The sequence below is a fragment of the Oxynema aestuarii AP17 genome (assembly GCF_012295525.1).
In the GTDB taxonomy this organism is placed as follows: Bacteria; Cyanobacteriota; Cyanobacteriia; order Cyanobacteriales; family Laspinemataceae; genus Oxynema; species Oxynema aestuarii.
Window position 1 is genome coordinate 3637859 of record NZ_CP051167.1, and the last position, 13220, is coordinate 3651078.

At 54.2% G+C, this 13220-nt stretch carries 15 protein-coding genes; 4 read left to right on the forward strand and 11 right to left on the reverse strand.

What is annotated here, in order from left to right:
• Positions 1–36: 36 nt before the first annotated feature.
• The 5 genes from HCG48_RS14750 to clpP all read right to left on the reverse strand — a co-directional run bounded on the left by HCG48_RS14750 (position 37) and on the right by clpP (position 3586).
• Positions 37–696 (reverse strand): V4R domain-containing protein, encoded by a 660-nt coding sequence (locus HCG48_RS14750; protein WP_168571899.1) that lies wholly within the window; start codon positions 694–696, stop codon positions 37–39.
• Between the two features lie 85 nt (positions 697–781).
• A complete protein-coding gene (locus HCG48_RS14755; RefSeq protein WP_168569837.1) occupies positions 782–1258 on the reverse strand; it encodes a bilin-binding protein in 477 nt (158 codons plus the stop codon).
• Between the two features lie 119 nt (positions 1259–1377).
• Complete coding sequence (locus HCG48_RS14760; RefSeq protein ID WP_168569838.1) at positions 1378–1650, reverse strand: hypothetical protein; 273 nt, start codon at positions 1648–1650, stop codon at positions 1378–1380.
• Positions 1647–2312, reverse strand: coding sequence for a V4R domain-containing protein (locus HCG48_RS14765; protein ID WP_168571900.1), 666 nt, complete (start codon positions 2310–2312; stop codon positions 1647–1649). The genes HCG48_RS14760 and HCG48_RS14765 overlap by 4 nt, the downstream gene beginning before the upstream one ends.
• A 668-nt stretch (positions 2313–2980) precedes the next feature.
• Entirely contained in the window at positions 2981–3586 is a 606-nt protein-coding gene (gene clpP / locus HCG48_RS14770; RefSeq protein ID WP_168569839.1) for an ATP-dependent Clp endopeptidase proteolytic subunit ClpP, read from the reverse strand.
• Positions 3587–3700: 114 nt separating this feature from the next.
• On the opposite strand from clpP, the gene HCG48_RS14775 reads away from it, so the two are divergent.
• The 4 genes from HCG48_RS14775 (at position 3701) to HCG48_RS14790 (ending at position 7278) form a co-directional block, all read left to right on the forward strand.
• A complete protein-coding gene (locus tag HCG48_RS14775; RefSeq protein WP_210437040.1) occupies positions 3701–3856 on the forward strand; it encodes a hypothetical protein in 156 nt (51 codons plus the stop codon).
• A 62-nt stretch (positions 3857–3918) separates the two neighbouring features.
• Positions 3919–5196, forward strand: coding sequence for a M16 family metallopeptidase (locus HCG48_RS14780; RefSeq protein WP_168569841.1), 1278 nt, complete (start codon positions 3919–3921; stop codon positions 5194–5196).
• Between the two features lie 177 nt (positions 5197–5373).
• On the forward strand, positions 5374–6624 hold the full coding sequence (locus HCG48_RS14785) for a M16 family metallopeptidase (protein WP_168571901.1): 1251 nt from the start codon (positions 5374–5376) through the stop codon (positions 6622–6624).
• A gap of 81 nt (positions 6625–6705) precedes the next feature.
• Positions 6706–7278 (forward strand): peptidoglycan-binding domain-containing protein, encoded by a 573-nt coding sequence (locus HCG48_RS14790; protein ID WP_168569842.1) that lies wholly within the window; start codon positions 6706–6708, stop codon positions 7276–7278.
• Between the two features lie 595 nt (positions 7279–7873).
• Here HCG48_RS14790 and HCG48_RS14795 read toward each other — a convergent pair.
• From HCG48_RS14795 to HCG48_RS14820, 6 genes are all read right to left on the reverse strand, one after another.
• The gene (locus HCG48_RS14795) at positions 7874–9082 is read right to left on the reverse strand and encodes an aspartate aminotransferase (protein WP_168569843.1); all 1209 of its coding nucleotides are present in this window, start codon (positions 9080–9082) and stop codon (positions 7874–7876) included.
• A gap of 129 nt (positions 9083–9211) precedes the next feature.
• Entirely contained in the window at positions 9212–10459 is a 1248-nt protein-coding gene (locus tag HCG48_RS14800) for an iron-containing alcohol dehydrogenase family protein (RefSeq protein ID WP_168569844.1), read from the reverse strand.
• 278 nt (positions 10460–10737) lie between these two features.
• The gene (locus HCG48_RS14805; protein WP_168569845.1) at positions 10738–11259 is read right to left on the reverse strand and encodes a Ycf51 family protein; all 522 of its coding nucleotides are present in this window, start codon (positions 11257–11259) and stop codon (positions 10738–10740) included.
• 45 nt (positions 11260–11304) lie between these two features.
• A complete protein-coding gene (sufU, locus tag HCG48_RS14810) occupies positions 11305–11781 on the reverse strand; it encodes a Fe-S cluster assembly sulfur transfer protein SufU (protein ID WP_168569846.1) in 477 nt (158 codons plus the stop codon).
• A gap of 128 nt (positions 11782–11909) precedes the next feature.
• The gene (locus tag HCG48_RS14815; protein WP_168569847.1) at positions 11910–12461 is read right to left on the reverse strand and encodes a hypothetical protein; all 552 of its coding nucleotides are present in this window, start codon (positions 12459–12461) and stop codon (positions 11910–11912) included.
• Positions 12462–12477: 16 nt separating this feature from the next.
• A complete protein-coding gene (locus HCG48_RS14820) occupies positions 12478–13161 on the reverse strand; it encodes a PD-(D/E)XK nuclease family protein (protein ID WP_168569848.1) in 684 nt (227 codons plus the stop codon).
• Positions 13162–13220: the final 59 nt, after the last annotated feature.

Genomic DNA, 13220 nt, shown 5'->3' on the forward strand with positions numbered 1-13220 from the left:
AACAAGCACGAAACAAGCACGAGAAAAGCACGATCGCTATTCGCACAGTTTCGCCATAATTTCTTCGTGACTTAATTCTTGAGCGACTAACGCTTCCGCAGGTTTGACGCGATCGCCCAACCCGATCGCAAAATGATTGCAATCGGCTCCGAGAGATTCGCAAGTTGTCTGGACGCAGAACAATTCGCGACCCGTAAGCTGACTGAAAAAGCTGGCTAAAATCCCCGCTTCTAAGAAACAAACCGGGCGTTTCCAATTTTCCGGGGCTTTGCTTGCAAACGGAGAATTCGTGATTTTAACCACGAGAAAACCGCGATCGTAATAAGTGGTGTCCAAGTCGAACAATCCCCACCCGGAGGTTTTCCACAGTTCGCGAAAACATTGGAGAAATTCGACCATTTCCATCTGGGCGATCGCCTTATCGTAATAGTCTTGAATTTCTTCGCAAAAGCGAACGTAAAAGTTTTTGCCCCACCATTTGCCGCAGTTAAATAAAACGAGGCGAGCTGCGGAACCCGTTTCCTGTTCCAATCCGGCATAAATGGCCTCAATTAAGGTATCGGGAATCGCCAGGAGGCGATCGCCCCGGCGATTTTCCAATAATCCTAATTCGAGATCGCCGCGCACGTAGGTATCGGCGGCAAAATAATGACCGCCAATTTTTTCATTTTCGAGTAAGTTCGCTATAGAAATCATCACGTTTATCGTCCGTTAAATCCCTCGATGAGATGGCCGTTTGCCCGGAAAAGTTATCGATCGCGATCGCCCCGGTCGAAAGCGGTTAGGTGCGATCGTCGGCGCCGACCTTCGACAAGTGCTGACAGGCTTTTTTTAAATAAGGCTCGAACACCGCCAATTGTTTTTGAGATAGGGTAGCGGCGACGCGATCGCGCAGTAAAGCATCGATCTTGCGGTCGATCTCCTGGGTGTCGCGGGCGCCCATCAATCCGGTAAGCCACTGCAGCCGAGCGTTTAAATAATCGCTATCGGAAGCGAGCATCGCCGCCGCACAATGTCGCATGGCAGACAGCCAGTATTTTAAAGACCGTTCTAAGGTTTCCTGAGACTCGTTGGGAAAAGTTTCGACCAGGGTATCGGCGATCGGTTGAAAAATTTCTTCTTCGCGATCGCGTAGCACTTTGTAAGCTTGTAGGCGCTGGGCGAGGGAGGCGACATGACGGCGAAACCGGAGCAGATCGTCGGATTTTAAGTATTGTTCTTGTGCCTTTTCAATTAAGGCTTTCATCTCTGGGTGCATAGTCTGGCAAACAATATGAGTAAAGATCGGCGGCGATCGCGGGTAAAATTTACCGGGGCGATCGTCTGTAGGGGCGCTTCGCGAAGTGCCCCTACAGGGCGTTTCGCGAAACGCCCCTACTAAAACAAATCCGAGAGTTCGTCGATGGTCACTTTATTTTCCGACGACCCCCCCGCAATCACCTCCATCACCGGAGGTTTGGGCAGCGAACCGACTTCCGGGGTTCCTTCCCACGGTAGGGCGCGGAAAAAGTCGCCGACGGTCATCTCTAAGCTACGGGAAGGGGCAGCTTCATGCCCGTTGGGTCGCACTTCAACCGCTTGACCTTGCCAATTGCACGCGGTGAAAAACGCCTCGACACTCAAGTGTTGCCAAGAATTGACGGCGTTCAATGGACTCGTTCTCCTATTTCCAAGCGTTTTTGAATGTCGCGGGCGGTGGCGCCTTCATTTTGCCAGAAGGCGGCGGCGTCGATGCGGTCTTGACTGCCGAGCAGGAATTTACAGTAGGTTTCGCCCATCGAATAGCACTGCAATTCGATGCAACTGAGCTGTTTGTTGACCAAATTGGAGAAGAATCCGGCAAATAATCCCGCGTAGATGTAGCAAACGGGTTTGCCGACATCGCCGAGAGTCCGCGCTACGGCAGAATCGAATAAGTTAATGAACATGAAGCCATGCTTGCGATCGCTCAGATCGACTTCCCAGCGTCCCCAACCTTGGGCGGTAAAGGGCCACCACCAAGTTTCGAGCAGAAACATCAAGTTAGTCTGGCGGATATCGCGATCGTATTCTTTTTCAAACCACTGCTGAAAAAATTTGGCGTCTTTGGTTCCCCAGTCGCAACCGATGGTGTACATGATCACCGAGGACGCATTGCCGACTTCTTCTTCCAACCCTTCGATCAGACCGATGATAAAGTCTTCACTGGTCAGGATATTGCGCGCTTCGTTCCAGTCAACGACGCTGCCAGTTTCGGGTTGAAATTCAAAAAAATCTTGAAAGCCGTAGTGATTGTGTTTTTTGGGATGTTTGTGCTTGCCCGAATGGGCGATCGAACCGTTGGCGTGGGGTTTAGTGTTTGCGGTTTTACTCGTTTTGGCGCTAGAAACGACCACGATCTCAATACCTCCTGATTGGGGTTTGGGCTTGCTGCGAGTGCACGGCGATTCGGTTTCGGTCTGCGGTCCGGGCGGACAGTGGCGGCATCTGTTGGAGTCCGCTTCGAGAGCTTTTCCGGTGGAACGGGGCGATCGCCCCACAGTTTGCCAACCGCTCGCCACCAGCTCGCCACCAGCGATCGCCTCAATGGGGACGGTTTCGCAGTGAATATTTATATTGTAGAGAAGAGAACGGACACCTAAAACGATCGATCGCCTGCTCTTTGATGGCAATAGTTAACTTCGATCGCGGGCGACCTGAGGCTCAATTCTCCGAGGAAAATATAAGAGCAATAAACAATGAATACGATCGGCATAAGTGAGGGTCTACAATACTGCCCGAGACCATCTCGGGGGTTTGACCCGTTAATGGCGACCCTGGAGATGCACTGAATCTCGGTCGATCTCTTTGGTGGTCAAGGATCTCGCGAATTAACGTGGGATTGTGCTTCGACTTGTATAAATCTGCCGGACGGATAAATGCGATCGCCGCAAGGCGGATAAAATGCCCGCTTGGCGGCGATCGCCAATAGCAGATTCGAGCTAAAAAGCGACGAGCCGTTTTAGTTATTCGCGATCGGATTTTGCGCCGACGGTCTGCGATCGATCACGCGATCGATCAAGCCGTATTCGACGGATTCTTGAGCGGACATAAAGAAATCTCGTTCGGTATCTTGTTCGATCTTTTCTAACGGTTGCCCGGTGCGATCGGCCAAAATACTATTCAAGCGTTTCTTATGATAGAGAATCTCTTTGGCTTGGATTTCAATATCGGCAGCTTGACCTTGCGCGCCACCGAGGGGTTGGTGAATCATGATCCGGGAGTGAGGTAAGCTCATGCGCTTACCTTTGGCGCCAGCCGCCAACAAGAAGGCGCCCATACTGGCAGCCAGTCCCAAGCAAATTGTACAAACGTCGGGGCCGATGTGGTTCATGGTATCGTAAATGCCCATCCCCGCCGTGACCGAGCCCCCGGGGGAATTGATGTAGAGATAGATATCTTTCTCAGCATCGTCGGATTCGAGAAAGAGCATTTGCGCGACGATCAGGTTGGCGAGATCGGCGTCAACTTGTTGTCCGAGAAAGATGATCCGATCGCGCAGCAGGCGCGAGTAGATGTCGAAGGCGCGTTCGCCACGACCCGATTGTTCGATGACGGTAGGAATCATGCGGTCTGTCTGTATCCGTTACTTTTTTCAATTGTACTGAACCCAGTCAGTTCTGTTGGGAAACCTGTTTTTAAGCCTTCGAGATCCCGTAGGAACGTACAGAAATAGGGAGTTTTGCCCAGGAGTCGAGCTGTCGTCTTCGGCGATGCCTTTGATTTGGGGACAGTTCGCTCAACCCAATTCAGCCAAAAGAGCGAAGCGCGATCGCGCCGCGTGCATTCCCCCGAATGGCGACTCGACCGTGAATTGCGATCGTTTCCCGGTTTCTAAGACGACCGGGAAACGTTAGGATGGTTAAATTGCTACAGACTTAGTGTTTGAAATTGAGGGGTTTGTCATCACTGCTGGCTGAATCAGACTTCCCAGGAAAAGTGGTCAAGCTCGACAACGGGCTGACCGTCGTTCACCAACAAATTGACGCCACCCCGGTGGTGGTCGTTGACGTGTGGGTGCAAGCGGGAGCCGTTCGCGAACCCGATACGTGGTCCGGAATGGCGCATTTCCTCGAACACATGATTTTCAAAGGAACCGATCGCTTGCCCCCGGGAGCCTTCGATCGCGAAATCGAGAATCGCGGTGGCATGACCAATGCGGCAACTTCCCACGACTACGCCCATTTTTTCATCACCACTGCCGATCGCTACATCGAGGATTCCCTACCGTTACTGGCGGATTTACTGCTGCACGCCGGAATTCCCCACGACGAGTTCGACCGAGAACGGGAAGTGGTCTTAGAAGAAATCCGTCAATCTTGGGACGATCCGGATTTTCTCGCCTTTCAAGCCCTAATGGAAACCCTCTACGTCAAACATCCTTACGGGCGTTCGGTTCTGGGAGGGATCGAGAATTTAATGGAACGATCGCCCGAACAGATGCGCCGTTTCCATCGCTGTTACTACCAACCGGAAAATATGGTGGTGGCGATCGTCGGGAACATCGAACGGCAACGGGCGATCGAATTAGTCAGCCAGTCTTTTAGCGACTTTCCCGCCGCCGAACCCTGTTGGGCCGTCGAGGTCGAAGCCGAACCCCCGTTAACCGAAGTACGCCGTCGGGAACTCTACCTCCCCCGTTTGGAAACCGGGCGCCTGGTGATGGCGTGGACCGGGCCGGGGGTCGAACAACTGCACGACGCTTACGGCTTGGATTTACTCTCGGTGTTGCTCGCCCAAGGACGCACCTCGCGCTTAGTACGCGAACTGCGCGAAGAACGCGAACTCGTCCACGCCATCAGTAGCGATTTTTCGTTGCAACGCGATTCGAGTTTATTTACGATTGGGGCATGGCTCGAACCGCAATACATGGATCGGGTGGAAGCGGCGATCGGCGATCGCCTCTGCCAACTCCAACAACAACCCGTCAGCGAAATCGAACTCAATCGGGCAAAGCGCTTGTTGTGTAACGATTATGCCTTTTCTACGGAAACCCCCAACCAACTGGCGGGGTTGTACGGCTATTACGAAACGATCGCCCGCGCCCAATGGGCCGTGCGCTATCCCGAACAAATTCAGTCGTTCGATCCGTATAATTTGCAACGGGTCGCCAGTCAGTATTTATCGCCTAAATATTATGCGGTAACGACGGTTAAGCCATTTGAATCCACCGTCTAGGGGAAAAATCGCGGTTCGAGGTCGCCAACTTGCCCGGAGTTTTGCGGGGGAGTTGACGTCAACCGATGCCAACGACCACAGTCCACAACCAAGGAAGCCAAGGAAATAGCAGTGAATGAGAGCGTGAAACAGTCGCCAGAGAACGAACGGGTTTGTCGTGCGGTTCTCAGTAATGGCATGGTGGCGATCGCAACGGAGAATCCCGCCGCCGACATTATCGCAGGTCGCATCTTTATCAAAGCAGGGAGTCGCTGCGAACGTCAGGAGCAAGCCGGACTTTCTCACTTACTCTCCGCCGTGTTGACCAAAGGCACCGAACGGCTGTCCTCCCTCGATATTGCCGAACAAGTCGAATCCGTCGGCGCCAGCTTGAGTACCGATACCACCCCGGATTACTTTTTAGTCAGTCTCAAAGCCGTCTCCGCAGATTTTCCCGACCTGTTACACCTGGCGGCAGAATTATTACGATCGCCGTCGTTCCCGGAAGCGGAAGTCGAACTCGAACGCCGCCTCACCTTGCAGGGGATTCGTTCTCAAAAAGAACAGCCCTTTACCGTCGCCTTCGATCGCCTGCGCCAGGCGATGTATCCCGACCATCCCTACGCCTTCTCCAGTCTGGGAACCGAACAAACCGTTACCAACTTACAACGGCAAGACCTCCAACAGTACCATCAAACCTACTTTCGCCCCGATCGCACGGTGATTAGTTTGGCCGGACGGATCGACCCGGAAGCGGCGATCGCCCTGATCGAGGCAGTTTTCGGCGACTGGCAGCCCTCCGGCGAGGCGATCGCCCCACACCCCTTGACCTCGGTGCGCCCTCGTTCGCGCTATCTGAGTATGCCCCAAGACACCCAGCAATCGATCGTCATGGTCGGCTACCTCGGGGCCGCCGTGCGCCCGCCGGACGGTTCCGAGCTCAACCTCGAAGATTACGCCGCCCTCAAACTGCTCAATACTTACCTCGGTAACGGGCTGTCGAGTCGTCTGTTCGTGGAATTGCGCGAAAAACGCGGTTTAGCTTACGACGTGTCCGCGTTTTACCCCACCCGCCTCGATCGCGCCCCCTTCGTCACCTATATGGGAACGGCTCCGGAAAATACCGCGATCGCCCTCAAAGGCTTGCAAACCGAAGTCGAACGCCTCTGCAGCACCGAATTAACCGCCGAAGAGCTGCAAGCCTCTAAAAACAAACTCTTGGGACAGTACGCCCTCGGCAAACAAACCAACGCCCAAATCGCCCAAGTCTTCGGTTGGTACGAAACTCTCGGTCTCGGGATCGATTTCGACCGCCAGTTTACCGAAGCAATTGCCGGGATCGGCGCCGCGATCGCCCGCGACGTGGCTCGCCGCTATTTTCAAGAAACCTATATTTCCCTCCTCGGTCCGGCCCAAGCCTTAGCCGAAGTGCAAATTCCCGCCGCGTGAGGGAAGGTACCGCGTTCTCCTTCCCCTCGTGCCGCTACAATCAAACAGTCAACGTCGAGCAATCGGGGATTTTAGACAGCCGTGGTGCGAATCTTCAACCTTCAGGGGGCGATCGTGGCGATCGCCATTTTAGCTGCGACGGTCTACCCCTTACCGTCTCCCCTCCTGGCCCAATCGAACGGAACCGTCCGCCGTCCGACCTTGCAAATCGGTTCCGAAGGCGAAACCGTCAAGGAATTGCAAGGGGTCTTGAAGTTGATGGGCTACTACACCGGACAAGTCGATGGGATTTATCGCGAAGCCACCGCCAACGCCCTCGCCCGCTTCCAGGAAGATGCTGGAATCCGCAGCGACGGCGTCGCCGGGGACGACACCTGGAATCGTCTGTTTCCCAGTTTTGGGACGCCTCCTAGGGGCGCGATCGCGCCCGCAGAGCCGAGCCCTTCCGGCTATCCCCTCTTACGCAAAGGCATGGACGGACCGCTCGTGACTCAATTACAGGGGCGCTTGCGAGAACTCGGTTTTTTTGAAGGGACGGCGACCGGATATTTCGGCGATCGCACCGAAGCTGCCGTCAAAGCCGCCCAACGACGGTTTAACTTATCCCCGGATGGGATCGTCGGCGAGGCTACCTGGAATGCCCTCAATTTCTAACCCTTCGATCCCTTATTTTCGAGCGCCATTGTAAACAAATTTGTCGGCTTTAATTACACGATGTAACAACGGGTAAAGTTTATTAAATAGGACTTGTTATTTCTGGAGAACGTGGTAACTTGAGAATTAAGGACACGAGGCAAGAACTTCAAGCCCTCCAAAGAGTTGGATTAGGGTTTGTGTCCTTCCCACTCTAATCCCCCGTTCGGCAGAGAGTCCGAAGATAGCATCCGAGACAAGTAATGTGGCGGTTCGTTCCACGGAAGGCGGAAACCACAATTGGTCAAGTTAATAAGGAGTTGACTCGAACAATTGCCGGAAGAGAACGGAAAGCCAAAACTGTGAGTCTGGTTAGACTAAGAGGGATGCGCCCAATGTTGAAGTGTTAGTAGAACCGAGCGGGTCGCGTGTAAATCTCAGTCCGTCCATTGTCCAAATACAACTGAATCTCAAATCGATATCCATCAATCCGAAACCGAAAGGGTCTAGTCGCCTCCGACTGGACCCCATCTTATTGGGAAAAAAAGAAGATTGACCTGGATGCGATCGGTTTCACCCGATCGCCAACGACGCGATCGGGGAAAGCCATGAAGCCCTATTTACCCGAGAGCAGGGGGGTTGAAGTATCGAACAGATTGCTTTGGGCGAACCGTTCGAGGACTTGAGCGAGGCGATCGCACTCGGCAATCAAGCTGATGCGGACGTAGCCCTCGCCCCCGGTACCGAACCCATTCCCCGGCGTCACCACCACCCCGGTGCGATCGAGCAACAAGAGGGCGAATTCCGTCGAACTGATGCCCGGAGGACATTCGGCCCACAGGTAGAACGTCGCTTGAGGGTTTTTGACCTTCCATCCCAAGTCCGTCAGACCCTTGACTAAAAAGTCGCGACGCTTGCGATAGCGCTCTTGGACCTCGTGGATGTAGACATCGGGTAATTGCAACGCCGTCGCCGCCGCCGTCTGCACCACGGAGAACATGCCGTAATCGAGGTTAGTTTTTAAGGTGCGTAAATTGCTGACCACGCGATCGTTGCCGACAGCAAAGCCCACCCGCCACCCGGCCATATTGTAAGTTTTGGAGAGGGTGTGAAACTCGACGCCGATTTCCTTAGCGCCGGGAATTTCGAGCAAACTCGTCGGTTGGTAGCCGTCGAACGCCAGTTCCGCGTAGCACAAATCGTGAACGAGTAAAATTTCCCAACGGCGCGCGAAAGCGACGATTTCCTCGAAAAATTGGCGCGGGGCCGTCGCCGTCGTCGGGTTGTTGGGATAGTTGAAGTAGAGGATTTTGGCGCGTTCCGCCACGCGATCGGGGATCGCGGCGAGATCGATGAGCCAGTCATTGTGCGCCGAGAGCATTAACTCGTGAATTTGACCGCCAGCGATGAGCGGTCCTCGGAAGTGAGCGGGATAGCCGGGAGAGGGGACGAGAATGAGATCTCCCGGGTCGATATAGGCTAACGCGAGGTGGGTCAGACCTTCTTTAGAACCGAGAACCGGAAGGATTTCCGCTTCGGGATCGAGGACGACTTGATAGCGGCGGTGGTACCATTCGGCGATCGCCCGTCGGAAATAGATACTTCCTTTAAAGTCGGGATAGCGATGGTTGTCCGGATCGTGCAGCGCCGCGATCGCCGCCTCTACAACGGCTTGAGGCGTCGGTCCGTCGGGATTTCCCATCCCCAAATCGATCAAATCCACCCCGCGATCGCGGGCTTCGGCTTTCAGTTGGTCGAGACGAGCAAAGACGTAAAGGGGGAGTTCCTGCAAACGACGGGCAGGATTAATCCAATCTAGACTCATGGGCTTTCTAGGCGGAGAACCCGCAAAATCTGAATAAAGAAGAATAAGAACAAATCGAGCGCGAGCAGCACAAAATCGGGGGCAACCGTTGATAGACGTTTATTCGGAGAGGTCAAGTTCCCATCCGGTTCAACTCAAGTCCGAACGGTCTTGGGAATCCGAAGAGCAAACATCTCCAGAATCGTCGCCAGCAGCATCGCCAAGGTCTCTCGATATCGAGTCGATTCCTCCCCGGCGATTTTCTGGCGGGGCATTGGTTGACACCATTGCTGCCATGAGCTGTTCCGGAACCACCGCAAACGGCAGGCGGTGAATGTCCGATTTTGGATCGCAAGCGACCTGGGCCGCATGGTGCAACTCCCCGAGGGTAATATTTTCCAACCCTAAATCAGCTAACGTAGACGGCAATCCGATCGCGGCATAAAACTCGATCAACTGTTGGCGGGCCGCACTGGCGAGTTGATTGCCACAGATCGTCTCTTCCAAACGCAGTTGCACTAAAATGCCGTAAGCCACCTTTTCCCCGTGCAACGTGCCGTGCGCCGCACTTAAGTGGGTCAAACCGTTGTGAACCGCATGAGCGGCCACCGTGCGACACTGCGCTCCCCCCAGTCCGCCGATCGCCCCCGCCAGCAACACCGTTGCATCGACGACTTCCCGCCATACCGCCTCACCGGGTCGTTCCAGCGCCGCCACCGACTTTTGCAAGAGCAAATCGCGCAAGACCCGGGCTTGTTGGACCGCCGCGACGATTAAGGTTTGCTCGCTGCGACCGCTACTGACCGAAGCTTCGTACCACTTGGCCAGGGCGTCGCCGATCCCCGCCACTAAGGTGCGTTGGGGCGCCGTCGCGATCAGGGTGTAGTCGAGAACGAGCAAGTCCGGGCATTTCGCCAGACCGACATCGTACAAAAAGGCGCCGTCGTCGGAGTAGATGTTAGACAGGGCCGTCCACGCCGCACAGGTCGCCGCCGAACTCGGGATCGTCACCACGGGTAAACCGCAGCCATAGGCGAGCAGTTTGGCCGCATCGAGGGATTTCCCGCCTCCGGTGGCGACGATTAAATCGGCCTGATGGTCGGCGACCGCTTGCTTGAGACGGGCGAGGGTGGCTTCGCTACAGTCCGGGTTGTAAGTCGCTTGCGCCCAGGTTAATGGTTGTTGCTGCCAAATCGGCGCGAGGCGATCGACGACTAAGGAGAGGCTGCGATCGCCGCCGACGAGCAGGGGGCGCCGTCCCAAGCGGGCAATCTCGTCCCCGGCTTGCTCGATCGCGCGCACTCCTCGGATGACTCTAGCGGGGGCAATACTCAACGGGGGCAGTCCGGAAGCCGTTTCGTTCGGCGCGGAACACGGGGTAGAGTTGTGATGGGACATACGGCAAGAATCTCTGCTGGGCTGCAATAGGTCAATGCAGTAACGATAACTTTACTGTATTGGGGGGATCGGTGTTAATCCACAAGATTTACAATAATTTTTCAGTTTCGGTCTGGAGTTGGTCAGGGGATCTTGATGGATTGCTGTCGGGACTCGGGACTGGGAAGTGGGGAAGTTTTTTCCCGAACTCTAAAATCTAAAATCTAAAATCTAAAATCTAAAATCTAAAATCTAAAATTAAAGCCCCCCTGCGGAGGCTTTAAAAGGTCGGGAGGCGGTCACGAAGCGGGGGATTTAGGCAGTTCGGCCAGTTTTCGATCGTCGATTTCGACCGTCATGTTCTCGTCGTCGCGGACGAACAACGATCGCCGCACTTCGCCGATATATAAAGGTTTCGAGACACCTTCTCGGGGATGGACGATCGCCCGGGCCCGGATCCGCAGGTCGTCGGTTCCCTGACTCATCCGACCGGGAGAAAACAGATCGCTGGCGGCTTGTTGCAAAGTCGCTTCGAGTTCGGAGCGCGAAATCGTCGGCGGGACGGCGATCGTAGCCTGTTCGGCGCCGTTATCGTAAACGACGGTAAAGCGAACGGCGCCGGGAATCTCGACCCGAGAGATCGGCACCAGACCGAGGGCAAATAAGCCCGCCGTCAGCACGATCGTAAATCCGGTGGCGCCGACGAGGCGAAAGCGGATTCCCCATTTGAACAGAAAAGCCGCGATCGCTAACAGGGCCAAAACTCCGGCCAAGGCGGCAGACCAAGCGGAAGCGGTTAAAAATTCTTCGGTAGTTGGCATGATGGCAAATCTGGGGGTGGGAGTCGTTTGAGGGGATATTCTGGCTCAGGATTCGGCTTCGTTGCTGACAAAACCGTTAGCGTCGGTTCCGGTCGCTTCGAGAGCGGCTTTGAGCGTGTGCCAGCAAAGGTTAGCACATTTGATGCGCACCGGGAATTGAGCGACCCCTTGCATGACGTTGAGTTTGCGCTGTTCTTTCGGAAATTCGGCTTCCCCTTTCATCATGTTTTGGAAACGCTGCACCATTTCCAACGCTTCGTCAATCGCTTTACCGCGCAAGGCATCGGCCATTAAATCGACCGAAGCCATTGAAATCGCACAGCCTTCCCCTTCAAACTTGACATCGGCAATGCGATCGCCCGTCTCGTCGAGCTGCACGGTCAGTTCGATCGTATCGCCGCAGGAGGGGTTGTGACCGCGCTGCTGGCGGTGAATCGGGTCGGTTTGGCCGCGATTGCGTGGATTTTTATAGCGATCGAGGATAACTTGTTGGTATAAATCGCGCAGGTTGCCCAGAGTCATAGTCCGTCGTTGAAAGGTTTGAAGTTTTGTTTACTTTCATCCTATCAGGGGGCGTCGGGGGTCGGAATTGGCATCCGGGGTTTAGGTTCGGAAGGGGAGGACAGGCGATCGCCTCCAGTTCCCCCTTTTCACCCGATCGCCTCCTCAATAATCGGATTGAATTCCCATAGCAATTGGGCGTAAAAACTCAAAAATTCCACAATTTGTGGTTTGACGACCTCGCCGAACTGTTCGACTTCTTCCGGTAGCACTTTCGGTAACGGTTTCGTCAGCAGATAACGGCTGGAACTGTAATCCATTTCGACAAATTCCAAGCTTTCGCGATCGGCCAATTTATCCGTCAACAACTTGCACAGATTGTAATCGGATGATTTCACGTAAAATTGGGGCGGATGTTCTCGTCCGAAAAGGCGATTGGGCGTCACCCCTTCCAGACCGATCGACAAAACAAATTCCTCGTATTGAGACACCCAATTTTGATTGGCAATATAAATTTCTGACTGCTCGTAAGCCACAAAACTCCACTCATTTTTCCACCATGCCTGTTTGATTAACTCGGACTCGATCGCCGCGAGAAATTCCCCGATTTCCCGTTCCAATTGAGGCTCGATTTCCAACAATTCTCGATAGCTTTCCCAATGGCGAGCGAGCAGAAGGCTCTCTGGCGAAAAAATGTCCATAAACGATCCTAAACGTCTAAAACTGAGAAACGATCTCGATCCAGTCTATCAAAAGCAGTTTGACTTTTACCCGGTCGATCTCGGATAAAATTCCCGAAAAAGCACGGGCGAGGTCGCCGTAAGAAAGGAAATACCAATTTCCGGGATCGTTGCTGCGATCGCCTCGGGTTTGAGGGGTTAAAAACAAGGCAAATTGTCGGGAGTTGGGAATCTTTTGTGCGAAGCCAAAGCGACGCATTTCTAAAAACTGGCGTTCGAGTAGGCGCGCGTCTTCCCGACCGAAGAGATTGGCCTCGATAACGATTAAGAATTGACCGCTTTGATAAAGGGTCATCCCCGGCGTAAACTCGTAGGTACTCCCTTCTTTAACGACGCAATAGCCGCGCTCGATCGCCGTCGGCGGCAACTCGAAATCGCAGCAAGCCATCAAAGTTTTGGCAAATAGGGAACCTTGGGCGTGACTGCCACTCGGGTCTAACAACCACGCTAAAAACTGGCGGTGACTGGCTTCACTTTTGGCCAAATTAAACAGAGAAAACAAGTTCAACTCGCCCCGACCATGGCGACGATCGCCCTCGGGAAGGGCTTCAAATTCAGCGAAAAGGGCGTCGAGGCGATCGCGCCGTTGTTGGCTAGATCGATCGCGCAGTTGAGAAAACGCCCGTAATAAGGCGCCAGTCGCTTCGAGAGATTCGCTCATGATTGGAGGGTACGGCAGGGGCGATCGCGCTCATCGTCTCCAAAGGAGAATCGCGCGCA